The organism is Pseudomonas sp. IT-232MI5 (assembly GCF_949767845.1).
Taxonomy (GTDB): domain Bacteria; phylum Pseudomonadota; class Gammaproteobacteria; order Pseudomonadales; family Pseudomonadaceae; genus Aquipseudomonas.
Window position 1 is genome coordinate 63,053 of sequence record NZ_CATKQE010000009.1, and the last position, 23,317, is coordinate 86,369.

The 23,317-nt window shown below is 59.4% G+C and carries 26 protein-coding genes; 10 read left to right on the forward strand and 16 right to left on the reverse strand.

All coding sequences use genetic code 11. The features are described from left to right. Positions 1-35: 35 nt before the first annotated feature. The 5 genes from ACM6JQ_RS08070 to ACM6JQ_RS08090 form a co-directional block, all read right to left on the reverse strand. Complete coding sequence (locus tag ACM6JQ_RS08070; RefSeq protein ID WP_414893528.1) at positions 36-584, reverse strand: hypothetical protein; 549 nt, start codon at positions 582-584, stop codon at positions 36-38. 118 nt (positions 585-702) lie between these two features. Next, entirely contained in the window at positions 703-1,620 is a 918-nt protein-coding gene (locus tag ACM6JQ_RS08075; RefSeq protein ID WP_414893529.1) for a biotin-dependent carboxyltransferase family protein, read from the reverse strand. Next, positions 1,617-2,321 (reverse strand): 5-oxoprolinase subunit PxpB, encoded by a 705-nt coding sequence (pxpB, locus tag ACM6JQ_RS08080; protein WP_414893530.1) that lies wholly within the window; start codon positions 2,319-2,321, stop codon positions 1,617-1,619. Before pxpB ends, ACM6JQ_RS08075 begins: the two co-directional genes overlap by 4 nt. Continuing rightward, positions 2,318-3,070, reverse strand: a complete 753-nt coding sequence (locus ACM6JQ_RS08085) for a 5-oxoprolinase subunit PxpA (RefSeq protein ID WP_007911313.1) — start codon at positions 3,068-3,070, stop codon at positions 2,318-2,320. The genes pxpB and ACM6JQ_RS08085 overlap by 4 nt, the downstream gene beginning before the upstream one ends. Positions 3,071-3,132: 62 nt before the next feature. Further along, positions 3,133-4,419, reverse strand: coding sequence for an MFS transporter (locus ACM6JQ_RS08090; RefSeq protein WP_414893531.1), 1,287 nt, complete (start codon positions 4,417-4,419; stop codon positions 3,133-3,135). Positions 4,420-4,578: 159 nt separating this feature from the next. On the opposite strand from ACM6JQ_RS08090, the gene ACM6JQ_RS08095 reads away from it, so the two are divergent. Next, positions 4,579-5,493, forward strand: coding sequence for a LysR family transcriptional regulator (locus ACM6JQ_RS08095; RefSeq protein ID WP_007911319.1), 915 nt, complete (start codon positions 4,579-4,581; stop codon positions 5,491-5,493). Between the two features lie 109 nt (positions 5,494-5,602). Here ACM6JQ_RS08095 and ACM6JQ_RS08100 read toward each other — a convergent pair whose 3' ends face one another. Genes ACM6JQ_RS08100 through ACM6JQ_RS08110 form a run of 3 tightly spaced genes read right to left on the reverse strand, consistent with a single transcriptional unit; the run spans position 5,603 to position 7,447 of the window. After that, entirely contained in the window at positions 5,603-6,145 is a 543-nt protein-coding gene (locus ACM6JQ_RS08100; RefSeq protein WP_034153178.1) for a DUF2937 family protein, read from the reverse strand. A gap of 12 nt (positions 6,146-6,157) precedes the next feature. Next, the gene (locus ACM6JQ_RS08105) at positions 6,158-6,934 is read right to left on the reverse strand and encodes a class II glutamine amidotransferase (protein WP_007911322.1); all 777 of its coding nucleotides are present in this window, start codon (positions 6,932-6,934) and stop codon (positions 6,158-6,160) included. Positions 6,935-6,949: 15 nt separating this feature from the next. After that, positions 6,950-7,447: a hypothetical protein gene (locus ACM6JQ_RS08110; protein WP_007911323.1), complete on the reverse strand. Its 498-nt coding sequence runs from the start codon at positions 7,445-7,447 to the stop codon at positions 6,950-6,952. A gap of 225 nt (positions 7,448-7,672) precedes the next feature. On the opposite strand from ACM6JQ_RS08110, the gene ACM6JQ_RS08115 reads away from it, so the two are divergent. Together ACM6JQ_RS08115 and ACM6JQ_RS08120 are read left to right on the forward strand one after the other, a co-directional pair. Further along, entirely contained in the window at positions 7,673-9,727 is a 2,055-nt protein-coding gene (locus tag ACM6JQ_RS08115; protein WP_414893532.1) for a S9 family peptidase, read from the forward strand. A 198-nt stretch (positions 9,728-9,925) separates the two neighbouring features. Continuing rightward, on the forward strand, positions 9,926-10,399 hold the full coding sequence (locus tag ACM6JQ_RS08120; protein ID WP_008085900.1) for a Crp/Fnr family transcriptional regulator: 474 nt from the start codon (positions 9,926-9,928) through the stop codon (positions 10,397-10,399). Here the strand turns inward: ACM6JQ_RS08120 and ACM6JQ_RS08125 are convergent. Beyond that, the gene (locus tag ACM6JQ_RS08125) at positions 10,396-10,680 is read right to left on the reverse strand and encodes a hypothetical protein (RefSeq protein WP_414893533.1); all 285 of its coding nucleotides are present in this window, start codon (positions 10,678-10,680) and stop codon (positions 10,396-10,398) included. The two genes, ACM6JQ_RS08120 and ACM6JQ_RS08125, sit on opposite strands and share 4 nt — an antisense overlap. Positions 10,681-10,760: 80 nt before the next feature. On the opposite strand from ACM6JQ_RS08125, the gene ACM6JQ_RS08130 reads away from it, so the two are divergent. From ACM6JQ_RS08130 to ACM6JQ_RS08145, 4 genes are all read left to right on the forward strand, one after another. Beyond that, positions 10,761-11,447, forward strand: a complete 687-nt coding sequence (locus tag ACM6JQ_RS08130; protein ID WP_414893534.1) for a spermidine synthase — start codon at positions 10,761-10,763, stop codon at positions 11,445-11,447. A gap of 48 nt (positions 11,448-11,495) precedes the next feature. Beyond that, a complete protein-coding gene (locus ACM6JQ_RS08135; protein ID WP_007911336.1) occupies positions 11,496-11,867 on the forward strand; it encodes a YajD family HNH nuclease in 372 nt (123 codons plus the stop codon). A 205-nt stretch (positions 11,868-12,072) separates the two neighbouring features. Then, on the forward strand, positions 12,073-12,543 hold the full coding sequence (locus tag ACM6JQ_RS08140; protein WP_007911337.1) for an RNA methyltransferase: 471 nt from the start codon (positions 12,073-12,075) through the stop codon (positions 12,541-12,543). An 81-nt stretch (positions 12,544-12,624) separates the two neighbouring features. Next, positions 12,625-13,002, forward strand: a complete 378-nt coding sequence (locus ACM6JQ_RS08145) for a DUF2892 domain-containing protein (protein WP_007911338.1) — start codon at positions 12,625-12,627, stop codon at positions 13,000-13,002. A 102-nt stretch (positions 13,003-13,104) separates the two neighbouring features. Here the strand turns inward: ACM6JQ_RS08145 and ACM6JQ_RS08150 are convergent, their stop codons facing one another. After that, positions 13,105-14,334 (reverse strand): hypothetical protein, encoded by a 1,230-nt coding sequence (locus ACM6JQ_RS08150; RefSeq protein WP_414893535.1) that lies wholly within the window; start codon positions 14,332-14,334, stop codon positions 13,105-13,107. Between the two features lie 34 nt (positions 14,335-14,368). After that, positions 14,369-14,818, reverse strand: a complete 450-nt coding sequence (locus tag ACM6JQ_RS08155) for a YcgN family cysteine cluster protein (RefSeq protein ID WP_414893536.1) — start codon at positions 14,816-14,818, stop codon at positions 14,369-14,371. A 279-nt stretch (positions 14,819-15,097) separates the two neighbouring features. Here ACM6JQ_RS08155 and ACM6JQ_RS08160 point away from each other — a divergent pair, with 279 nt between their 5' ends. Continuing rightward, positions 15,098-15,691: a nitroreductase family protein gene (locus ACM6JQ_RS08160; RefSeq protein ID WP_007911345.1), complete on the forward strand. Its 594-nt coding sequence runs from the start codon at positions 15,098-15,100 to the stop codon at positions 15,689-15,691. A gap of 132 nt (positions 15,692-15,823) precedes the next feature. Here the strand turns inward: ACM6JQ_RS08160 and ACM6JQ_RS08165 are convergent, their stop codons facing one another. The 4 genes from ACM6JQ_RS08165 to ACM6JQ_RS08180 form a co-directional block, all read right to left on the reverse strand. After that, entirely contained in the window at positions 15,824-16,756 is a 933-nt protein-coding gene (locus ACM6JQ_RS08165) for a D-2-hydroxyacid dehydrogenase (RefSeq protein ID WP_007911347.1), read from the reverse strand. Between the two features lie 104 nt (positions 16,757-16,860). Next, the gene (locus tag ACM6JQ_RS08170; RefSeq protein ID WP_007911350.1) at positions 16,861-17,154 is read right to left on the reverse strand and encodes a YcgL domain-containing protein; all 294 of its coding nucleotides are present in this window, start codon (positions 17,152-17,154) and stop codon (positions 16,861-16,863) included. Further along, positions 17,151-18,284: a ribonuclease D gene (rnd, locus tag ACM6JQ_RS08175; RefSeq protein ID WP_414893538.1), complete on the reverse strand. Its 1,134-nt coding sequence runs from the start codon at positions 18,282-18,284 to the stop codon at positions 17,151-17,153. The genes ACM6JQ_RS08170 and rnd overlap by 4 nt, the downstream gene beginning before the upstream one ends. Positions 18,285-18,447: 163 nt before the next feature. Continuing rightward, on the reverse strand, positions 18,448-20,097 hold the full coding sequence (locus ACM6JQ_RS08180; protein ID WP_414893539.1) for a phosphoethanolamine transferase: 1,650 nt from the start codon (positions 20,095-20,097) through the stop codon (positions 18,448-18,450). A 405-nt stretch (positions 20,098-20,502) separates the two neighbouring features. On the opposite strand from ACM6JQ_RS08180, the gene ACM6JQ_RS08185 reads away from it, so the two are divergent. Then, a complete protein-coding gene (locus ACM6JQ_RS08185; protein WP_414893540.1) occupies positions 20,503-21,696 on the forward strand; it encodes a cyanate transporter in 1,194 nt (397 codons plus the stop codon). Positions 21,697-21,872: 176 nt separating this feature from the next. Then, positions 21,873-22,808: a LysR family transcriptional regulator gene (locus ACM6JQ_RS08190; RefSeq protein ID WP_007911368.1), complete on the forward strand. Its 936-nt coding sequence runs from the start codon at positions 21,873-21,875 to the stop codon at positions 22,806-22,808. A gap of 3 nt (positions 22,809-22,811) precedes the next feature. Here the strand turns inward: ACM6JQ_RS08190 and ACM6JQ_RS08195 are convergent, their stop codons facing one another. Continuing rightward, entirely contained in the window at positions 22,812-23,177 is a 366-nt protein-coding gene (locus tag ACM6JQ_RS08195) for a 5-carboxymethyl-2-hydroxymuconate Delta-isomerase (RefSeq protein ID WP_093438263.1), read from the reverse strand. Positions 23,178-23,317 lie beyond the last annotated feature (140 nt).

Genomic DNA, 23,317 nt, shown 5'->3' on the forward strand with positions numbered 1-23,317 from the left:
CCGTATGAAAGCGGCTGCCTTTCAGGCTCGCGAATTTACCAATCTGTCGCGAGATAAGACTTGCAGAGCCGGTCCATGAAAGAGGTGTCCAGAATCGCGGGGCCGACAGCAGTCGTTTTTTGCCCGCGGCGTTTTTTCTTCCCTCTGGCGACAACTTTCGCCCCGCCATTTTCCAGCGCTACCCTGCGATTTTTTTCAATGTCCGTTTCAGGACTCAGGGTCACTTCACTCTTCATTTCGCCCTCTGGCGCCAGAAAGCGAAACCTTACGCTTTTCACCTCAGCACCCGCGTTGGTCTCCACGGTCATCAGCTCCATGGCGTTACCACTCGCCTCCGTGCGGTGATTCCAGTGAAACATACGCATCATGTCGACGGTTGCGGTGGACATAAATGTCTCGATACGCGCAACGATGTCCTGATGACCGGCCCGGTCGGCGTCCAGTCGTTGCACATTGTAGAAACGATCGATGCTCGCCCGATAAACCGGCACGCAGTCCACACCCTCATAAAAACCGACAATGTGCCCATCGACACTGCTCGCACATTCGCCCTTTGATTGGGCCATTACTGTCATAAAACGCATCTGTAACTTCCTTGTAAAAGATGAAGACCGATAGTTTCATACATGCTCGACAAGCGATGTAGGGCGACGTACTGATGCGCCAGGAAAAATCTCGGTCTTCCGTCCGAAGTACGGACAATTACAAGTAGGACTTCAGGTAGTTGATATGGTCATGCCATGCACGCTCTTGCATGACTGGCGTGAACCGCACCCTGTCACCCGGGAGACATTGCGCCAGCCTCGCCAGCGCCAAGGGTGTCAGCGCCCCCAAGCGTGGATAACCACCAATGGTCTGACGATCATTGAGCAACACGATCGGTTGCCCGTCCGGCGGTACCTGCACCGCCCCGAGTGGAATGCCTTCGGAAATCATCGGCTGCCCCTGATATTCCAACGCCTTGCCCAGCAAACGAATGCCCATGCGATCAGCGCGACTGTCCAGCGTCCAGGCACTGTTGAAGGCATCAAACAAACTCTGCCCACTGAACTGGCCGATCTGTGCGCCGAGCACCAGATCCAGCGGTGCATTCGCTTTCAAATCCGGTCGTAAATCCAAAGGCACTTCGCGAACACATAGCGATTTCCTGTGATAACTCAGCGTCGCGCCCTTGGCCAACGGCAAGCCCATACCGTCCAGCCCACCGAACTCTTCACGCACCACCGTCGCGCTGCTGCCCAAGACCTTGGGGGCCTCGAAGCCGCCGGGCGCCGCCAGATAGGCCCGGGCACCGAGCAACGGTTGCGTGAACAGCAACTTCTGTCCTTTACCCAACTTGAAACTGCGCCACGGCGCCAGCGGTTGACCATCAATCTGTGCGCCAAGATCAGCTCCGGCCAGTGCCAGCAAACAATCCTCTGCAGCGACGACGGCAAACCCGCCGAGGGTGATTTCGATCACCGTTGCATCGAGGTTATTGCCGAGCAACCAGTTGGCCCAGCTCATCGAACACCAATCCGCCGCACCGCCCTGGGTGACGCCCAGGTGCCGCACGCCAAACCGTCCCGCGTCCTGCAACAGGCACAACGGGGTACTGGCTTCAATCGTCAGTCGGCTCATGTCTGCGCCTCCAGTGGTGTGTCATCACCACCCAGATTGACGAACTCGGCATGACTGACCGCTTCGAATCGCACCGTGTCGCCCGGTTGCATCAGGCTGTAGCCGTCGCGATTGCGGTCGAACAACTTGGCCGGGGTGCGGCCGATCAGGTTCCAGCCGCCGGGAGAGACCACGGGGTAAGCCGCCGTCTGCCGTTCGGCAATGCCGACGCTACCGGCAGCGACTTTTTTGCGTGGTGTGTTCAGGCGAGGCGCGGCAAGCACTTCTTCGACCAACCCCATAAACGCGAAACCCGGCGCGAAACCAAGGGCGAATACCTGATACTCACGTCCGCTGTGGCGACGGATCACTTCATCCACCGCCAGACCGCTGCGCTCGGCCAGCAAACTCAACTCAGGGCCGACGCTCAAGTCATACCAGACCGGCAACGCATGACATTGGCCGCCAGTTCGCGCATTCGGTGACAGATCGATCAGCGCTTCGGCGATCAATTCCCGCGCCTGACTCGGACTCAGTGCAGTCAAATCGTAATGCACCATCAGCGTCGTATAGGACGGCACCAGATCGATCAGTTGCTCACCGAATACCGCACGCAAACGCTCACTGGCAGCGAGCATCCACGGCATGTTGGCTTCGGCGATTTCATCGAACAGACGCAGCATCAGGCAATCCAGTGCCACCACTTCAATCCTTGGGTTCATAAGGCGCTCTGCTGATTCAGGGCCTCGCGAATGCGCTGCACGGCCGCTACCGAACTGGCGTTGTCGCCGTGCACGCAAAGGGTGTTGGCGTGCAGGCGCAAGGCGCTGCCGTCGCTGGCGCTGAGGTTGTCGCCACGGGCAATGGTCAGGGCTTGCTCGATGATTTTTTCCGGATCGTGATGCACCGCGCCCGGCAATTGTCGTGAAACCAGTTTGCCGGCACTGTCGTAAGCGCGGTCAGCGAAGGCTTCGAACCACAATGTCACGCCATATTCATCGCCGATCTGCTGCGCCGCCGAGTTGTCGCGGGTGGCCATCAGCATCAACGGCAGGCTGCGGTCATAAGCGGCCACTGCCTGAATCACCGCACGCAATTGCGCCGGGTTGGCCATCATGTCGTTGTACATCGCGCCGTGGGGTTTGACGTAACTGACGCGCCCGCCCTGGGCCTTGCAAATGCCGTCGAGCGCGCCGATCTGGTAATGCAGGATGTCTTGCAGCTCTTGCGCCGAATACGCCATTGAGCGGCGGCCGAAACCGACCAGATCCTGATAAGCCGGGTGTGCGCCGATCTGCACGCCGTGGCTCAATGCCAGGCTGACGGTCTTGCGCATGATGCTCGGGTCGCCGGCATGGAAACCGCAAGCCACGTTGGCACAATCGATGAAGGGCATGACCTCGGCATCCAGACCCATGGTCCAGCTGCCGAAGCTCTCGCCAATGTCGCAATTCAATAGCAGGCGGCTCACGGTGAACACTCCTGTAGGTGCTTGTCTTTTTATCTGTAGGACTGTGCTAAGCAGGTTATCAGTTACTGCGCATCGAGTTGCTTGCCACGGGTTTCCGGCAGGCTCAATGCCGCGATAATCACCACGCCGTAAGACACCGCCGCAAACGCGCCAATGCCGACACTCAACGGCACCTTCTGGCTAAGCAAGCCGATCAGCAGCGGAAACAAAGCCGCCAGTGCCCGACCGATGTTGTAGCAAAAGCCCTGCCCCGAACCGCGAATTCGCGTAGGAAACAATTCAGTCAGAAACGCGCCCATGCCGCTGAAAATCCCTGAAGCAAAGAAGCCCAACGGGAAGCCCAGCCACAGCATCACGCCATTGCTGACCGGCAGTTGCGTGTAGAGCAGAACGATGGTGAACGAGCCGACCGCGAACAGGATGAAGTTCTTTTTCCGCCCGAGCAGGTCAGTCAGATAAGCGCTGATCACGTAACCGACGTAGGAGCCGACAATCACCATCGCCAGATAACCGCCCGTACCGAGCACGCTCAAACCGCGTTCGTTTTTCAGAAAGGTCGGCAGCCAGGAAGTGATCGCGTAGTAACCACCGAGTGCGCCAGTGGTCAGCAGTGAAGCGCGGAACGTGGTGAAGAGCATGCCCGGCGCGAAGATCTCGTAGAACTTCGATTGATTCTCCGGCGTTTGTTGGGCTTTAGCCTCGCGATATATCTCCGGATCCTTGACCAGACGACGGACGAAAATCACGAAAATCGCCGGCACAATGCCGAGGATGAACAGCGCGCGCCAGGCATCTTCCGGTGGCAACACGGAAAACAGCAACGCATACAGAATCGCCGTCAGTCCCCAGCCCAGCGCCCAACCGGATTGCACCATGCCCACCGCTTTGCCGCGATCCTTGGCGCGGATCACCTCGCCGATCAGTACCGCGCCAGCCGTCCATTCGCCGCCGAAACCGAAGCCCATCACGGTCCGGGCGATCAGCAGTTGTTCGTAGTTCTGCGCGAAGCCGCAGAGGAAGGTGAAGAAGGCGAACCACAACACCGTGAGTTGCAGGGTGCGCACGCGACCGATGCGGTCTGAGAGAATCCCAGCGACCCAGCCGCCGATGGCCGAAGCGATCAACGTGCTGGTGTGGATCAGCCCCGCTTCGCCGGTGGTGATGCCCCACATCGCAATCAGCGTCGGCACGACGAAACTGAGCATTTGCGTGTCCATGCCGTCCAGACCGTAGCCGATCTTGCAGCTCCAGAACGTACGGCGCTCCTGCTGATTGATGTTGCGATACCAGTCGAACGGCCCGGGGCGCGCCGTTGCCGTGGATGCTTCTAGGGTGTCGGGAGCACGCATGGCTTATCTCCGCAGGTTTTTTATTGGTCTTGTTCGTAGCCCCGACGACGCCTATCGTGGGGACCGGATGCGTCGATTTTTCGTCGCGCGGCCCCGCTGCGTCCAACGAATAAAAACCCGCCTTAGCCATAAGAAAAATTTGTCACCCGAGCCTTGCCCATGAACCTGAAGTTTCTCGAGACCTTTGTCTGGGTCGCCCGACTGAAGAGTTTTCGCCTGACCGCCGACAAGCTGTTCACCACCCAGGCGTCGATTTCCAGCCGCATCGCGGTACTGGAAGGCGAGCTGGGGGTGAAGCTGTTTTTGCGCGATTCACGCGGTGTCAGCCTGACGCCCGAAGGGTTGAAAGTGCTGGAGTACGCCGAGCAGATGCTCGACACCATGTCGGCGCTGAAACAGTCGATCGAGACCCGCTCAAGCAAAGTCGGCCGCGTGCGCATCGGCGTGATGGACACGGTGATTCACACCTGGCTCAGCCCGTTGGTGGCACAGATGACGGACCTGTATCCACGGGTGGAAATCGAGCTGGTGGCGGATACTTCGTTGAACCTCTGCGATCAGTTGCAAAAAGGCTTTCTCGATATCGTTCTGCAAACCGATCTGATCCGCCATGAAAGCGTGCGCAGTCTGGAGCTGGCCAGCCATCCGCTCGGCTGGATCGTCGCCAGCAATTCGATCTATAACCGCGACTATGCCGACCTTGCCGAACTGGCGCAGGAACGGATCATCACCTACTCGAAAAACTCCCGACCGCATCAGGATCTGTTGGCTTTGATGCAAGCCAGTGGCGTACTCGCGCCACGCTTGAATTGCGTGAACTCGGTGTCGGCGATTACCCGCTTGTTACGCGATGGATTTGGGATTGGTGTGCTGCCGCCGGTGCTGGTTGCGGAGGAGCTGGCGCGGGGCGAATTGACCTTGCTCAACATCGATCAACGGCCACCGAATCTGCAGGTGGTGGTGTCGTGGCGGGTGGGGGTTGAGTGGGTCGAGGAGATTGTGACGTTGTGTCAGCAGGTGCTGGAGGGGTATGCGATCAAGATGGGCACTGACTATATCGCCCTGACACCGTGATCATTCCCACGCTCCGCGTGGGAATGCAGCCCGGGACGCTCCGCGTCCCTCGAAAGCCGAACGCGGAGCGTCCGTTGAGGCGTTCCCACGCAGAGCGTGGGAACGATCATCAGAGACCGCGCACATCGCGGTCTTCGATCGGCCGGCTCTGGCGCAGACGCCGGCCACCGAGTACGACCCAGTCGATCAAGCGGAACAGGCATTCAATGCCGAACGACAGCAGCAACGCGCCGCTCATGCCCCAGATCATCGCTTCCGGCGTCAGCAGGATCTGATAGCTGTAACCGTTCCAGGTTTCCTTGCGGATATCCGGATCGGCGGCCAGCACCACTTGCAGGAAGCGGATGTACCACGGGCCTTGCATCGCCTGGAACTGCTTGTCCAACGCCACCTGACGCGTGAGCAAGGTGTTCAGACTGTCGGCGTCGCTGCGGAAGATCGGATCTTCACTGGCGCGGTAATGCGCGACCAGTGCCTGCATATCGCCCTTGAAGAACTGCTCGGCAGTCCCTTGAAAACCGCGCAAACCGGTCTGCGCTTCGATCAGATGCGCCTCGACACGTTTCGCGTAATCGTTGATGAAGCCTGGCACCTGGACACCGATCAACAGGCCCGCCGCAAACAACACCAGCCGTACATAACTGAGCAACATGGGGTGCAATCCTTATTCGGTCTTGCCCTGACTGACGCATTCGCCGCGTCGCCACAGGCTCCATTGGCCCGGTTCGTAGCGGGTCCAGGTTTCGTTTTCGGTCAAAGGTTCGGTGGCAATCACCGTGACCACGTCGTTGGGCGTGGTTTCCGCCTGGAAATCGACGATAACGTCGACATCCTTCAGGCGCGCCGGGCCGAACGGGGCGCGACGGGTGATCTGTGCGAGTTTGGTCGAGCAATAGCAGAACAGCCAGTCGCCGTCGCTGAGCAGGCAGTTGAACACGCCTTTGCTGCGATACTCAGCGCAGGCGGCGACCAGATCGGGCAGCAGCTCTTCTATATCGACCGGTTCCGGGAATGCTGCACGCACGCGGTTGAGCAAATCGCAGAACGCCGCTTCGCTATCGGTATCGCCGACCGGGCGGTAGAAGCTTTTGATCGGGGTGAAATCGGCCAACTGGCCGTTGTGCGCGAAGCACCAGTTGCGTCCCCACAGTTCGCGGACGAACGGGTGGGTGTTGGACAGGCAGACCTTACCGACGTTGGCCTGGCGGATGTGGCCGATGACCACTTCGCTTTTGATTGGATAGCGCTGCACCAGATTGGCGACTTCCGACTCGCAACTCGCCGCCGGGTCCTGAAACAGACGCAAACCCCGGCCCTCATAGAAGGCAATGCCCCAACCGTCGCGGTGCGGGCCGGTGCGACCGCCACGCTGCATCAGGCCGGTGAAGCTGAACACGATATCGGTCGGCACGTTGGCACTCATGCCCAGTAATTCACACATGTGCGGACTCTCGGGTTACAGGCGCGGCTCGACCCGCATGCGCTGCGGGTTGTTCGGCAAGGGTGGACGACCGTAGCGGTCATCACCGGCGCCGCCAAACGGTTGATCGTCATCGCGGTCATCGGCGCGGGCGGCAGCTTTCGCGGCTTCGGCCTGCTCGCGGCGCGCACGCGAAGCACGCTCGATCGGCAAGCGGATCAACACGAAAATCAGGTAGATGCCGAACGCGATCATGCTGTACATGAACAGATCGGAGATCGCCCGCCAGGCGTTGTTGCCGACCTTGAAGGCCAGGTCCAGCGCGGTGATGGCAATGGACGGCGCAACCTTGGCTTTCACCGGGTCGATGATGGTCGGGCTGAACAGCAACACCGCCATCAACACACGCAGCGGTTCGCGCAACCAGCGCCACATCCAGGTGGTCAGGCGCATCCATACCAACAGGCAGCCCACAGCGGCAAAGGCGTAGAGGCCCCAGGCGATCAGATAGTCGTTCTCGGTCATGGTGTCCATGGCAAGGCAGGCAAAGAGGCGCTTATAGTAACGACTTTTCGCCCGTGCGGCTTGTCCCAATAGACATGCGACCTGTAGGAGTGAGCCTGCTCGCGATGACGGACAGCCTGACAACATTGATGTTGAATGTGCCGGCCTTATCGCGAGCATGCTCACTCCTACAGGGCCTGCGACGGTTTCAAAAGCTGCGAAAACCCCATTCCGTAATTTGTCCGAGAGCCTTCCATGCCCCAATCCGCCAACGTCATCAGTGCTCCGATTGCCCACAAGGCGCCCGGTGCCGACCCGTATGCCTGGCTGCAGGAACGCGACACCGACGCGGTGCTCGATTACCTCAAGGCCGAAAACGCCTGGCAAGAGGCGCAAACCGCCGATCAGGCCGAACTGCGTGAAACCCTGTTCGAAGAGATCAAGAGCCGAATCCTCGAAACCGACCTGTCCCTGCCCTCACCTTGGGGCCCGTATCTGTATTACACGCGCACTACGGCGGGCGACGAATACGCCCGACACTACCGTTGCCCGCGACCGGCGGACGACAGCCTGACCCTCGATGAAAACCGCGAACAACTGCTGCTCGACCCGAATGTGCTGGCCAACGGCGGGTTCTTCTCACTCGGTGCGTTCAGCATCAGCCCCGATCACCAGCGTCTGGCCTACAGTGTCGACGCCTCGGGCGATGAGATTTACACGCTGTTCGTCAAGGAACTGGCCAACGACAAAGTCAGCGAACTGGAATTCGAAGACTGCGACGGCAGCATGACTTGGGCCAACGACAGCCTGACCCTGTTTTTCGGCGTGCTCGACGACACCCATCGTCCACACAAGTTGTTCCGCTATCGCCTCGATGGCACTGCTGCCGAAGAAGTTTTCCACGAGGCAGACGGGCGTTTCTTCCTGCATTGCTACCGTTCCAGCTCTGAGCAGCAACTGCTGCTCTCGCTGGGCAGCAAGACCACCAGTGAAGTCTGGGCGCTGGATGCCAATCAACCGCACCTGCCGTTTACTTGCCTGGCCCCGCGTGTCGAAGACCATGAATACGATGTCGATCACGGCCTGCTCGATGGGGTTTGGACGTGGTTTATCCGCACCAATCGTGACGGCATCAACTACGCCCTGTATCAGGCCCCGGACACTGGCATCGCGCCGACCGAAGCCGACTGGCAAAACCTGATCCCCCACAGCGACACGGTGATGCTCGATGGCGTCAGCCTTAACACCGAGGCCATGACCCTGAGCCTGCGCGAAGGTGGACTACCGATCATCGAAGTTCACCCACAGGGCCTGGCGCCGTATCGCGTGCAATTGCCGGACGCGGCCTACAGCCTCTATGTGCAAAACAGCCTGGAGTTCGAGAGCGACCGTATTCGTCTGCGCTACGAGGCATTGAACCGCCCGGCACAAGTTCGCCAACTGATCCTCGCCAACGGCGAACAAACGGTGTTGAAAGAAACCCCGGTGCTCGGCCCGTTCGACGCCGATGCCTACGTTAGCCAACGCCTGTGGGCGACGGCGCCGGACGGTACGCAAGTGCCGATCAGCCTGGTGATGAAGCGCGAAATGGTCGGCAAAGCGGTGCCGCTTTATCTCTATGGCTATGGCGCTTACGGTTCGAGCCTTGATCCGTGGTTCTCCCATGCGCGCCTGAGCCTTCTGGATCGTGGCATGGCCTTCGCCATCGCCCACGTGCGTGGCGGCGGCGAGTTGGGCGAAGCCTGGTATCGCGCCGGCAAGCAGGAGCACAAGCACAACACCTTCAGCGACTTCATTGCCTGCGCCGAGTTTCTGATCCTCAACGGCATTACCACAGCGGACAAATTGGCAATCAGTGGCGGCAGCGCGGGTGGTTTGCTCATCGGTGCCGTGCTCAACCAGCGTCCGGATCTGTTCGGCGTGGCGATTGCTGAAGTGCCGTTCGTCGACGTGCTCAATACCATGCTCGACCCGGAACTGCCGCTGACCGTCACTGAGTACGACGAGTGGGGCAATCCCGAAGAGCCGGAAGTCTACGAGCGGATCAAGGCTTACGCGCCCTACGAAAACGTCAGCGCGCAGGATTATCCGGCGACGCTGGTAATCGCCGGCTACAACGACAGTCGCGTGCAGTACTGGGAAGCGGCCAAGTGGGTGGCGAAACTGCGCGCGACCAAGACCGACGACAACGTCCTGCTGCTGAAGACTGAACTGGGCGCCGGGCACGGCGGGATGAGCGGGCGCTATCAGGGATTACGTGACGTAGCACTCGAATACGCATTTGTTTTCAAGGTTTTGGGCCTGGCCTGAGGAACTCCGTCGGTCACTTGGGTCTTAATTGCAGACCCGAGAGGCCGATACCCCACAGATCCCTGTAGGAGCTGCCGAAGGCTGCGATCTTTTGATTTTGATTTTTTCAAAGGCAAGATCAACACATCGCAGCCTTCGGCAGCTCCTACCAGGGACGTGTGAAGCCTGAAACAGTGAAAACAAAAAGACCGTGACGACATGTCAGAACCGACCTTCCTGAACAACGAAATCCGCGACTGGCTGATGGACTGCGGCCTGTTCGATCAATTGCAGCTGGCCGACTTTGCGGCCGCTTCCGGCTACTTCAGCATCAGCACCGTGGCTGAAGGCGAAGCGATTTTCCGCGAGGGCGATGCCGGCAGTTTCATGTGCATCCTCCACACCGGCCAGGTCGCCGTGCAGAAAACCGGGCCCGATGGTCAGGTGATCACCATGGCCACCTTGCGCAGCGGTCGCGCGTTCGGCGAAATGGCCGTGCTCGACGGTGAGCGACGTTCGGCCACCTGCATTGCCGCGAGCAACTGCCAGTTGCTGAACCTCGGCAAGGATTCGCTGGAAAAAATGCTCAACGACGCGCCGAAGATCGCCGCGAAGATCATCCGCGCCCTCGCCGTTTCCCTGTCGAAACGCCTGCGCATGGCCGACGGCCAACTGGCGGCGCAACAGGTTTAACCGCCGGGAGATTTTGCCTTGCTGCCGCTCGGTTCAATGCCCGGCACCGGTTGATCCTTGCTCGGCGGGCTGGGCATTTCGATCGGCACCAGCGGCGGACTGCCACTGCCGGCACCGGACTTGGGAATGTTGATCGGCGTGATCTGCGGATACGGCGTCGGCGTTGCGGTACCGGGCGAGCCGGGTTGCGGCGCCGGGCTGACCGGAATGGCCTGTTGCGCCTGCACTACAGTAATCGTGAGCGCGGCCAGGGCAATGACCGTTAGAATGGTGCGCTTCATCAAGGGCTCCGTTTGGCCTCTAGTCTGCGCTCAGGCTACTCCCAACGGGCCTGCTTGCCTTCCCCCTTGTAGAGATTTCCATGAAACGTTTCGTTCTGCTCGACACCACCCCGATCCCTGAAAGCGGCGGTGCCCTGTGCCTGTTCGAGTATGGCGAGGATTTTGTCATCAAGATCCAGGGCGGCGACGGCGGGCAATTGATGAACACGCGCATGCACGGCTCTGAAGATGCCTTGGCCGAGATCCCTTGCCGCAAGGTCGCCGGGCGTCCGGATTCGCGGGTACTGATCGGCGGTCTGGGCATGGGTTTCACCCTCGCCTCCGCGCTCAAGCATCTGGGTAAAACTGCCCAAGTGGTGGTCGCGGAACTGGTGCCCGGCGTGGTCGAGTGGAACCGTGGCCCGCTCGGGGAAAAGTCCGGTCGTCCGCTGCTTGATCCGCGCACGGTGATCCGCCAGGAAGACGTGGCCAAGGTGCTGCAAAGCGAGCCGAACGGCTTCGACGCGATCATGCTCGACGTCGACAACGGCCCCGAAGGCCTGACGCAAAAGGCCAACAGTTGGCTGTACTCCGCCGCTGGTCTGAATGCCTGCGCCAAAGCCTTGCGCCCCAAAGGCGTGCTCGCCGTATGGTCGGCCAGCGCCGACCGGCTGTTTTCCGACAAATTGAAGAAGGCCGGTTTCAAGGCCGAAGAAGTCCAGGTCTTCGCCCACGGCAACAAGGGCACGCGCCACACGATCTGGATTGCCGAGAAGCTCAAGGGCTGAGCTAAACTCTGCCCATAACCGTCATTAGTCTTTTACAAAGGTGAACCCATGAGTTCGTCCACCCCAACCAATACGTCGAAGCTGGATCGCATCCTCGCCGACAACCAGCGCGACAAGGAAATGGGCTACCGCGACAAAGCCCTGAAGATGTACCCGCACGTCTGTGGCCGCTGCACCCGTGAATTTTCCGGCAAGCGCCTGAGCGAACTGACCGTGCACCACCGCGACCACAACCACGACAACAACCCGCAGGACGGCTCGAACTGGGAATTGTTGTGCCTGTATTGCCACGACAACGAACACTCGCGCTATACCGATCAGCAGTATTTCAGCGAAGGTTCGCTGAGCACGCCGAAGATCGCCAAGGCGACGCACAACCCGTTTGCCGCGTTGGCCGGGTTGATGAAGAAAGAAGACTGATCTTCATTGCCTGAACTGGCCTCATCGCTGGCAAGCCAGCTCCCACAATGATTTTGATCGCTCACAAATTTTGTGAACACCCGAGATCCCTGTGGGAGCTGGCTTGCCAGCGATAGGGCCAGAGCAGACACCGCAGATCTCGAATCTGCCCGCCCTCTCCCAAACCCCGTATAATCGCGCTCTTTTTCCCGAAGGCACCCCGCTCGTGGCAGACAAACGGTACAGCTGCATTGGTTTGTATAACCCCAAATCACCGGAGAACGTCGGTTCGGTGATGCGCGCCGCAGGCTGCTATGGCGTGGCGTCGGTGTTCTACACCGGCAAGCGTTATGAACGCGCCGCCGACTTCGTCACTGACACCAAACGCGTGCACTACGACATCCCGCTGATCGGCATCGACGATCTGAAAAAGATTCTCCCGCTCAACTGCGTGCCCGTCGCCGTGGAACTGGTCGAGGGCGCCCGCCCGCTGCCGGAATACACTCACCCGGATCGCGCCCTGTACATCTTCGGCCCCGAAGACGGCTCGCTGGATAAAGAGATTCGCGACTGGTGCGAAGACGTCGTGTACATCCCGACCACCGGCTGTATGAACCTCGCCGCGACGGTCAACGTCGTGCTCTATGACCGCATGGCCAAGGGCTTGAACACTCGCTCCGGGCCAAAATTCCGCTAAAACATCGCACATTCGATGGAACGAGCTGACCGCTCCGGCAGTCAGCTTGTTTATCCATTACTCATTGCCTGGAGAAAGATCATGACCGAGCTCAAACGCGTCGAACGTATCGAATCCACCCCGTTCCAGAGCCGTTCCGAGCAGAACGTCGAAGGCTGGGAGCGCATCGGCTCGCTGGCTGGCGGCGTGATCATGGTCGGCAAAGGCCTGCGCCGCGGCGGGGTGTTCGGCTTGATTCAGGTGGCGATTGGCGGCGTGGCCATGGCGCGTGGGATTACCGGGCACAGTTCGGTGAAGAGCCTGATCGAGAAGAGTCGTCAGGACATGAACAATGTGCGGGCGAAGATCGAGCGGGCTGGGGAAGAGTTGAGCAAGCTGAAGGCGAATGCCGAGGCGGCGACCAGCACCGCTACGGTGACCGGCAATGATTCGGTGAAGTCGCCGAAAGCCGGGGTTTGATCCGAGATTTGCGGTGGGGTTAGAGGCCCCATCGCGAGCAGGCTCACTCCTACATTTGGAATACGGTCCCTTGTAGGAGTGAGCCTGCTCGCGATAGCGGTGTCACTGTAGCAACGCGGTATCAAGGACTTTGGAGGACTCACCGAGAACGCTCTCCGCCAGTTGCACAAACTCCTTGGTACTCACCGTCCCCAAATGCATCGCCCCACGCAACACATCATCCAGCGAACGCTTGTTGCGCGTCTTCAAGCGAATCTCGCGATCCAGCTCCTGCAATACCACCACCGCCTTCGAAACCTGTGCCGGGCTGATCTGCTCGCCGCGCAAGGTCGTGACTTTCTGGCTGTCCCTGGCCAGTTTCGCCTGCAAACTTTGATAACGCTCATCGCTCATGCCACCGGCGCGGCGCACCAGTTCAATGGCGTAATACTCGGCAAAACCCTCGCTGATCCAGTCGCTGCGCTGCTCGTCGTTGATCCGCCCGAACACCTGCGCCAGCTCACGCACCAAAGCGCTGCTGCCGCTTTCGCTGACCAGCGGCAACCGTGTGTTCACGTAGATGGATTCATGCGCACCGAGGCTGCCACGCCACATCGGGTCGTTGGCGCCGACGATCAACAGTTTGGTCGGATGGCGCGGATAGACCGCCTGCACCTGCGGCCAGACGAACGTCAGCAACGTCATCACGTCCATCCTGCGCATGCCCTGCCCTTGCGGCGAGGCCACGGTGACTTCGGTTTCGCCCAAACGTGTGCGGCGGCTGCCGAGTTGGCCGGCGAGCATCCAGCCGGTCGGGCGGTCGAACAGGCGTGAAGGGTTGTCGATGCGGAATTTGTTTTTGCCGATGCGCGGCCAAGCGGTTTCGATGCTCTTCCAACCGTCGGGCAATTCGAATTGCAGACGCGCGACCAGTTCGGTGCCGTCCTGTTGATCGAGTTTGGCTGGCGGTACCAGTTCGTCGCCACGCATCAACGCCCAAGTCGGGGTCATGCGCGTATCGAAACTACCGTTCTTGCGGCCGTGGCTGATGCGCACGCGGTAACTCAGGCTGGACTTTTCGCTGGCGGGACGCCAGACCCCGCGCGCCTGTTTACCCGGGCTCAGCAGCCACTGGCCGTCAGCCTTGAAGTCGCTGTAATGGCTGCCGTCGCCAAGATCGAAATCGAGACTGCGCACCGCCTCACCTTTGGCCAGGGTCAGACGCACCTCGGCCTGATCACTTTGTGGCAACAGGCGCACGTGATAATCCAGATCGACTTTCTTCGCCGCCCAGACCGGCGCACTCAGTGCCAGCAGCGCGATCATCAACGCCCGCTGCAATCCGACAGCCATACACACTCCCTGGTAAAGCTTGCGTGCGCAGGGATCAGCCTGCGCGGAAAATCAGATGATCTTCCCAGTCATCCTCCGGCACGCTGCCTTCAGCGAGCATGCGCCCGGATTGGGAGATCCGTTCATGGTGCACCGCATCGCGGTCACCGCACACCAAGTGGTGCCACAGCGGCAGATCCTTGCCTTCGCTGACCAGTCGATAACCACAGGTCGGCGGCAGCCATTTGAATTCTTCAGCCTGGCCCGGGGTGAGCTGGATGCAATCCGGGACAAACTTCAGGCGATTCGGATAATCGCTGCACTGACAGGTTTTCAGGTCCAGCAGTTTGCAGGCGATGCGCGTGTAGTAAACGCTGCTGTCTTCCTCATCCTCGAGCTTTTGCAGGCAGCACAGACCACAGCCGTCGCACAGCGATTCCCATTCCTGGTGATCCAGTTGATCGAGGGTTTTGCGTATCCAGAACGGTTCGACTTTGGCGACCATGGCTCAAGCATCAACATCAGGTGGTGAAAAGGCCGCCAGTCTAGTGCTCAAGGCCTTGCGGGCCAAGCGTTGGCGACTGCCGGTTATGCGGGACTTGTCAGTTTTTGTGGCGGCGCGTAGCTTTGCCAGTCGCAAGGAGCCTTGCCCGCAAGCCATTAACGCTCGACCGCGTTGCATTGTGGTGAACCCTCAGGCTCGGAAAACCCCATCGTTCAGCGCAACTGATCCCGCCGGATTTTCATTCAAATCCCTGACTCAAACGTAGCAAGGAATCTCTCGATGAGTGCCAACCCTCGCGTTGCCGATTACGCCATTCACCCACAATTCACCGACCGCTGGTCGCCGCGCGCCTTTACCGGCGAAGCGATTCCAGAAGAAACCCTGCTGAGCTTCTTCGAAGCGGCACGCTGGGCGCCCTCGGCGTACAACTCGCAACCTTGGCGCTTTCTGTACGCGCGTCGCGATACGCCAAACTGGGAGCGTTATCTGGGCCTGTTGAATGAGTTCAACCGTAGCTGGGCGCAGCATGCGTCGGCGCTGGTGATCGTGATTTCGAAAACCACGTTCACTGCACCGGGCGCCAGCGAAGAAACTCCAGCGTTGTGGCACACCTTCGACACCGGTTCGGCGTGGGGTCATCTGGCGCTGCAAGCGAGCCTCAGCGGCTGGCACACCCACGGCATGGCCGGGTTCGATCAGGAGCTGACGCGCAAGGAGCTGAACATACCTGAAGGTTATGCACTGCACGCGGCGGTGGCCGTTGGCAAACTCGGTGACAAGGCAACGCTGGCTGAATACCTGCAGGCCCGTGAAGAGCCGAGCCCGCGTCGCCCGCTGAGCGAACTGGCGGCGGAAGGCGACTTCACCCTCTAAGCCACAGCGCAAATGATCGTTCCCACGCTCCGCGTGGGAACGACTCAAGGGACGCTCCGCGTTCCAATGGGACGCAGAGCGTCCCCGGCTGCATTCCCACGCGGAGCGTGGGAACGATCTGAAGCAAGGAGATCAGTAGCCGCGGTTGAAATCCACTTCCCCGCGCAACGCCTCACCCGCCTGATACGCCTTCAGGTTCTCGACAAACAGCTGCACCATCAACGCCGGCGAAGTCGGTGCCGAGCTGTGCCCGGTCAGCAGCAAGCCCCACGCCGTCCAGAACGGATGCCGTTGCGGCAGTGGCTCCTGACGGCAAACGTCGATCACCGCCCCCGCCAGATGCCCTTCCTTCAACGCTTCCACCAGATCGGCATCGACCACCGCGACCCCGCGCCCGGCATTGATAAACAACCCGGTCGGTTTGAATTGCTTGAACAGCGCCGCATCGTAGATGTCGTGGGTGTGCTCGGTGTTCGGCAGCAGATTGACCACGTAATCCACCTCGCCCACCAGCCGTGGCAGATCGGCCATCGAACCGACTTCGACAAACGGCGCTTGCTCGCGGGCAGTGCTGGCGATGCCGTATAACTCGATGCCGAACGGCAGCAGGAACTGCGCCACGCTCTGGCCGATGTCACCGGTGCCGACGATCAGCACTTTGCGTCCGACCAGGCTCTGGCCGCTGCGATTGTCCCACTTGCGTTCGACCTGGCTGACCAGGCGCGCCAGCACTTCGCGCTCATGGCCGAGGATATAGGTCAGCACGTACTCGGCCATCACCTGACCGAAAATCCCCACTGCACGGGTCAAGCGGTAATCACGGCGCAAACCGTCCGCGAGTAACGGCGTAATGCCGGCCCAGGTCGATTGCAGCCACTGTGGCTGGTGCCCTTGGCGCAGCAGGGTCGCCAATAGATCCGGTTGCCCAAGCCACACCGGGCAATCGGCCGCCTGCCGGGCCAGCTCGGCGGAGTCGCCGCTGGTCAGTACTTCAAGCTCGGGCGCTGCCTGACGCAGCAGCCGGGCGTATATCGCGTGGTCGTGTTCAGCAATCAGAACGCGCATCTTCAAACCTTTCGCAAACCGTGCAAACGGCCGCCGGATTCGGGCGGCCATCGCGGTAAAAACAGTTCCAGGGTAAACCGAGACTCAGAACAGAGCCTCGCAGATCAGACCGGGTCGTTGCGTCGCAACAACTCTTCGGGCAAGTGCTCGATGTACTCATCCTCGGCCGGCGGCATTTGCAGGTGGTAGCCCTGCTTGTCGAGGTTCTCCAGGACCACGACGATGTCTTCGCTGGCCAGTTTGCGCTCGGGCGACAGCACCAGATCGAAGGAATGCTTCGGCTTGCCGAACGCCAGCATCAGCGCTTCCGGCACACGCTCAAGCGCATCGCTCTTGAGCACGTAAAGGTACATGCCGCTGCGCTTGGAGCTTTGGTAGATGGAACAAATACGTTTCAAGGCTGTTCTCCGGCGGTGGCCAGGCTGTCGAGCAGCTTCTGACCCATGAGTTCGCGGCGCCAGCCACGCAACGACTCAGGCAATTGGTAAGGACCCTCGGGATAACCGCTTTTGACCAGGGCTTCGAGGGTTTTCTTGCGCAGCATCAGTTCCGGGGCAATGCCCAGACGCTCGGCCTCCGCCTGACCCAATGCGCGCAGTTGTTTGATCAACGCAGCGGCTTCGATCGGCAATGGCTCCGCTACGGCCGGCGGCCATTGATCAGGCCCCACACTGCCAGAGCGCTTGATCAGATCAAGCAGAAATTGGCCGTCCTGACGCACGGTACGCGGGTGCATGTCTTCGATCTTGCCCAGGGCGGCGAGGTTGTCCGGTTGCGTGCGGGCCAGCGGCCACAGCGAATGCTCGCGGACAATGCGGTTGCGCGGCAGATCGCGGGCGCGGGCTTCGGTTTCCCGCCAGGCGCACAGTTCACGCAGTACGGCCAGTTGCGCACGCGAGAGTTTCCACGCCAGTTTGGCCTCGCGATAAACCTCGTAAGGATCGGTTTCGCGGCGCAGGTTGGCGACCAGTTCGGCACCGTCCTCCAGCACCCAGGCGAATTTGTCGTCAGACAGTTTCGGCCGCAGCTGTACGAAAACCTCCGCCAAGTGCACGGCGTCTTCGGCGGCGTAGCTGATTTGCGTGTCGGACAACGGACGCTGCAACCAATCGGAGCGAGTCTCGCCCTTCGGCAGTTCGATGCCGAGCACTTCCTGCACCAGCCGCGAATAGCCCATCGAGAAACCGAGGTTCAGGTAAGCCGCGGCCAGTTGTGTGTCGAACATCGGCGCCGGCAGGCTGCCGGTCAGGCGCAACAGCACTTCGAGGTCTTCGCTGCACGCATGCAGGACTTTGAGCACCGCCGGGTTTTCCAGCAACGCGGCCAGCGGTTGCCAGGCGTTGATGGTCAGCGGATCGATCAGGTAGGCGCGTTTGCCGTCGCCGACCTGCAACAGACCGGCAATCGGGTAGAAGGTGTCGACCCGCATGAATTCGGTGTCGAGGGCAACGAACGGCAGCTGCTGCCACTCGGCGCAAAACTGCGCGAGGCTATCGTTGTCGCGAATCCAGTGAATATCGATGGCCACACGGCTCTCCCTTGAAGAATGGCGCGCAGTATATATCGCCACCGGCGATTTACGCGCCTGTGAAGGGCAAGAGCTGTAACGAAATGTCCTGCCAGAGAGCAAGAATAGTCTGACAGTGGAAACAGACAGGCCCGACGCGTCAGCACGACGGAGCCGATTGGACTCATTCCTTGGCGAGCACGCCGTCGATCACCGCGCCACGGCAACCGGCAAACATGTCCAGATCCGGCTGATAGACCTTGCTCTTGACCTCCAGCAGACCCAGCATCGAGTGGAACAGGTTGTCCTGGCTCAGCGGTTTGTCGCGGCTCATCTGCAGGCAATGGGTGTCGACCGAATAAGCCTTCTGATAGTTATCGGAGAACCACGCCAGCATCGCTACATGCTTTTGTTGCTCCGGCGCCAGCATGTAAGGCGTACCGTGCAGGAACAGGTTGTATTCACCAAGCGACTCACCGTGGTCCGACAGGTACAACATGGCGGTATCGACTTTGTCCTGATTGCTGCGCAATACATCGATCAGACTCGACAGCACATGGTCGGTATACACCAGCGTGTTGTCGTAACCGTTGACGATACTTTCGCGGCTGCAGTTATTCAGCGCGTTACTTTCACATACCGGGGTGAAGTGCTCGTATTCCTTCGGATAACGCTTGAAGTATTCCGGGCCATGGCTGCCCATTTGATGCAGAACCAGAACGGTGTCCTTGTCGAGATGATCGATAAAACTCTGCAGGCCTTGCAGGAGGATTTCGTCGCGGCACTCGCTGTTGGCGCACAGCGCCGGGTCTTTCAGGTTGCTGACATCTTGCAGGGTGACGCGATCGCAAGTGCCTTTGCAGCCGGACTGGTTGTCACGCCAGATCACGTCGATACCGGCACGCTTGAGCACGTCGAGCAGACCTTCTTCATTCTTCGCCTTGCTGGCGTCGTAATCCTTGCGACCCATGTTGGAGAACATGCACGGCACCGAAACAGCCGTTTCCGTGCCGCAGGAATGTACATCGGTGAAGGCAATCAACCCGGCTTCCTTATCGAGTTGCGGCGTTGTATCGCGGTTGTAGCCAAGAATGCCGAAGTTCTCCGCGCGGGCGCTCTCACCCACAACCAGCACGGTCAGGGATTTGCGCGGCTGGAGGTTCAGATCGGGATTACGCTGGGCGTCTTCGCCGATCTTGACGAACGGTTGCTGCGCCGAAACCACTTGCTCACGCAGGTAACCAGCCGAAGCGCCAATGTAATTGCTGGGCACCAACATCAGGCGAATTTCGTGATGGTTGCGAAACAATGAAGACAAGCCCTGATAGTTGGCCAGGGCTACGCCGCCAATTACCGCGGCCGAGGCGACACTGACAATAACTTTACTGAGCAACTCACGGTGCCAGCGACGATAATTAATCGGTAACTTCCACAACAAAAATGAAGGCAAGACACCGAGCAACAAAATATAAGCAAACAACTTTAACGAGAGCAGATCTCGCACTTCCGTTGCATTGGTTTCGGCAAAGTTACGAAACATGCCGGCATCGATCATGACGCCATATTGACTCATGAAATAAGCCACGCCGGCGCTGACCAGGAATATCAGCGTCAACAGCGGTTTGAGCAGCGGACGAAAGGCCAGAAACGTCAGCACAATGTTGAATGCCGCGAGGATCATTACCCCGAACGCCACGCGCATGGCGATGCCCTTGCCATCGGCGCCGGTAATCTCGAACAGGTGTTGCCAAAGGACAACATTGCAGCCGATTAAAAGAAAGGCACTGGCAATCAACGTCACCCATTCCGGGCGCACGGCTTTTAACTTCAACATAGAAAGGGCGATTCCTGAAAAGAAGAGCCTCGGTCCATGAAAGAAATTTCAATTGTGAAAATTTCATTAACTAAGGCACGAGAAACTTTAAGCAGGCAAGCATCAATTTTTTGTGAAAAAGACGCCAACGAATAGTTGGCTTTTGGCAATGCGCTTAAACTTGCGAAGTATTTGAGAATGGTTCAGCTTTTATTCAGTAAACAATGCGGCCCCTGTAGGAGCTGCCGCAGGCTGCGATCTTTTGATCTTGATCTTTAAAGCCAGATCAAAAGATCGCAGCCTCGTTGCACTCGACAGCTCCTACAGGGATCGGTATTTGATTTTTAAAAAGGGCTGTGGATTTTCTGGTTTGCCCGAAGCAGACGGTTCCGCGCCTAATCGTCGGCCCCGCTCAAAGGTCTGATGATGGAAAACGTCCGCGCCACTGCTCGCCCCGCTGTCTGGCTGATGCTCGCGATCATGCTCGTCGCCCTCAATCTGCGTCCGTCGATGGCGGCGGTCGGCCCGTTACTGTCGGCCATTCGCGCTGACATCCCGCTGAGTTTCAGCGTCGCGTCACTGCTGACCATGCTGCCGGTGATGGCCATGGGGCTGGCGATGTTTTTCGGCATTGGCATCAGTCAGCGGCTGGGCGAGCAACGGACGGTTTTCCTGTCACTGCTGATCATTGGCCTGGCGACGCTGTCGCGGCTGTTTATCGAATCGGCAGCCGAACTGATCGTCAGCGCCGTGTTCGCCGGCCTCGGCGTTGCGCTGATTCAGGCATTGATGCCGGCGCTGATCAAATCGCGCTTCGCCGACAACGTCGCTCTGTGCATGGGCTTGTATGTCACGTCGATCATGGGCGGCGCCGCCATTGCGGCCTCGTTCGCACCGCTGGTGATGGTGCAGACCGGGAGCTGGCGCAGCGGTTTGGCCATCTGGGCGATTCTGGCATTACTCGCGTTGCTGTTCTGGTGGTCGCAACGCAGCCAACTGTCATCCACGGTGATGGCGGCAACCAGGAAAGATTCGTTGTTTGCCCATTCCCGCGCCTGGTTACTGGCCATCTTCTTTGGTCTGGGGACGGCGTCCTATACCTGCGTGCTGGCCTGGCTCGCGCCGTACTACGTGGAAAAAGGTTGGAGCGAACAAGACGCCGGGCTGTTGTTAGGTTTTCTGACGGCCATGGAGGTGATTTCCGGCCTGGTGGTGCCCGCGATCGCCAATCGCAGCCGGGATCGGCGGGTGATGCTGATGGCGTTACTGATGCTGATCATCGCCGGGTTTTGCGGCCTGATCCTCAGCCCGCAACAGCTCAGCCTGCTGTGGCCCTGCCTGTTAGGGCTGGGCATTGGCGGTTTATTTCCGATGAGCCTGATCGTCTCGCTCGATCACCTCGACAACCCGCAACGTGCCGGTGGGCTGACCGCATTCGTGCAGGGCATCGGTTACTTGATCGCCGGCCTTTCGCCGCTGCTGGCCGGAATGATCCGCGATTGGCTCGGGAGTTTCGAGTGGGCCTGGTGGTCGCTGACCGTTGTGATGGGAGTGATGCTGTTGATGGTGTGGCGCTTCGATCCCAGGCATTACGCCCGACACTTTCCCTCGTCGAGCTAAAGGCTTCTGGCCATCTTTCAGCGGTTTGATTGGCGACGTCGTGTTACTAAAACTTTCTGTCCCACAACTGACTGTGAAACGTCCTACAGGGCTTTGTCCTGGCACCATCGTTCCGTTAGGATCGTTCGCACACGTTTGCGCGGATTCAGCGCAAGGAGCACAGCGAGACAGAACGGATGCTGAACAGTAACTTGCTTCGAAAGCTCGACATGCAGGATCTCATGGTGTTTATCGCTGTTTATGAGCAAAGCAGCGTTACCGATGTGTCAGAAACCCTGTTCGTCAGCCAGTCCACCGTCAGTTACTGTTTGAAAAAACTGCGCACCAGTTTCGAAGACGAACTGTTCATCAACACCCGCACCGGCATGCGTCCGACCTACAAGGCCAGCACCATGTATGGCCATGTGCAGAAGATCCTCGAAAGCATCAACCTGTGCCACGCCGGCGCCCCCACGTTCGACCCGACCCGGCAAGCCGTCACCTTCAACATCTGCGCGCCGGAATACTTCGAGCAACTGATTCTGCCGCGCCTGTTGAAACGTTTCGATTTCGATGACTTACCGGTGATGGTCAACATGCACAAGTTCGAGACCGACGTCCCGGCGGATGAACTGCGCGACGGCAGCCTTGATCTGGTGATCAGTTTTGGTCCCAATTTCCACCGCCATCACACTGACCTGAAATCACGGATGCTGCTGGAAGATGATCTGGTCTGCGTCTTCGACAAACGCGCCACGCCACTGGAACCGCGCCTGAGCCTGCAGGCCTTTACCGAACGTCGGCATGTGTTTCCGACGCCGTGGACATCGACCACCAACATGGTCGACGGCTGGCTCGCGCGGCAGGCGCAAAAACGCCAGATCGTCGCGCGCTCGAACAGCTACAGCGCGGCATTGAAAATGATCACCGGCACCGACTTCATCCTCACCCTGCCCCGCCGTATCCAGCGTTTGCTGACCAACGAAGCGGTGTTCAATCACTGTGAGGCACCGAACGGCTTGCCGGGCTTCACCCTCGACATGCAGTGGAGCCAGAGCGTTGATCAGGACAGCGCCAACCTGTGGTTGCGTGAGCAGGTGGTCAAGGTGTGCAGCGAACTCGAAGCGGCCTGAGTCCTACACGCCAATCGCGGTTTTGCTGTAGGACTCGCGATCCATGTCGACCAGCTCAACGCACAGCTGCACCTCGACACCGGCCGGCCATTCGCACAGGTCCTGCAAGACTGCCAACAGGCTTTCTGACAACTGCTTCTTGATCTGCGGCGAACGCCCGCTGAGCAGCGCCAGCTTCACATAGACGAAGGCGCGCTCGGCCATAGCGGTACCGACCTTGAAGGTCTCGACTTTTACCGCACGGCTCTTGATATCGAACTCCGCCGCGAACTGACCGGAGCCCACCAGGGTGTTGTTGAGCCGCATCAACGCGACGTCGGCGTTCAACTGCGGCAGGTTGGCGGTGTATTCCATGTGCAGGTGTGGCATTGCAGATCCCCGGTGAGTTGGCAGAAAGGTCGTACATATAGCACATGCAGCTCATTACCAATCCCTGTAGGAGCTGTCGAGTGAAACGAGGCTGCGAACTTTTGATCTTGAGATTTGAAGATCAAAAGATCGCAGCGTGC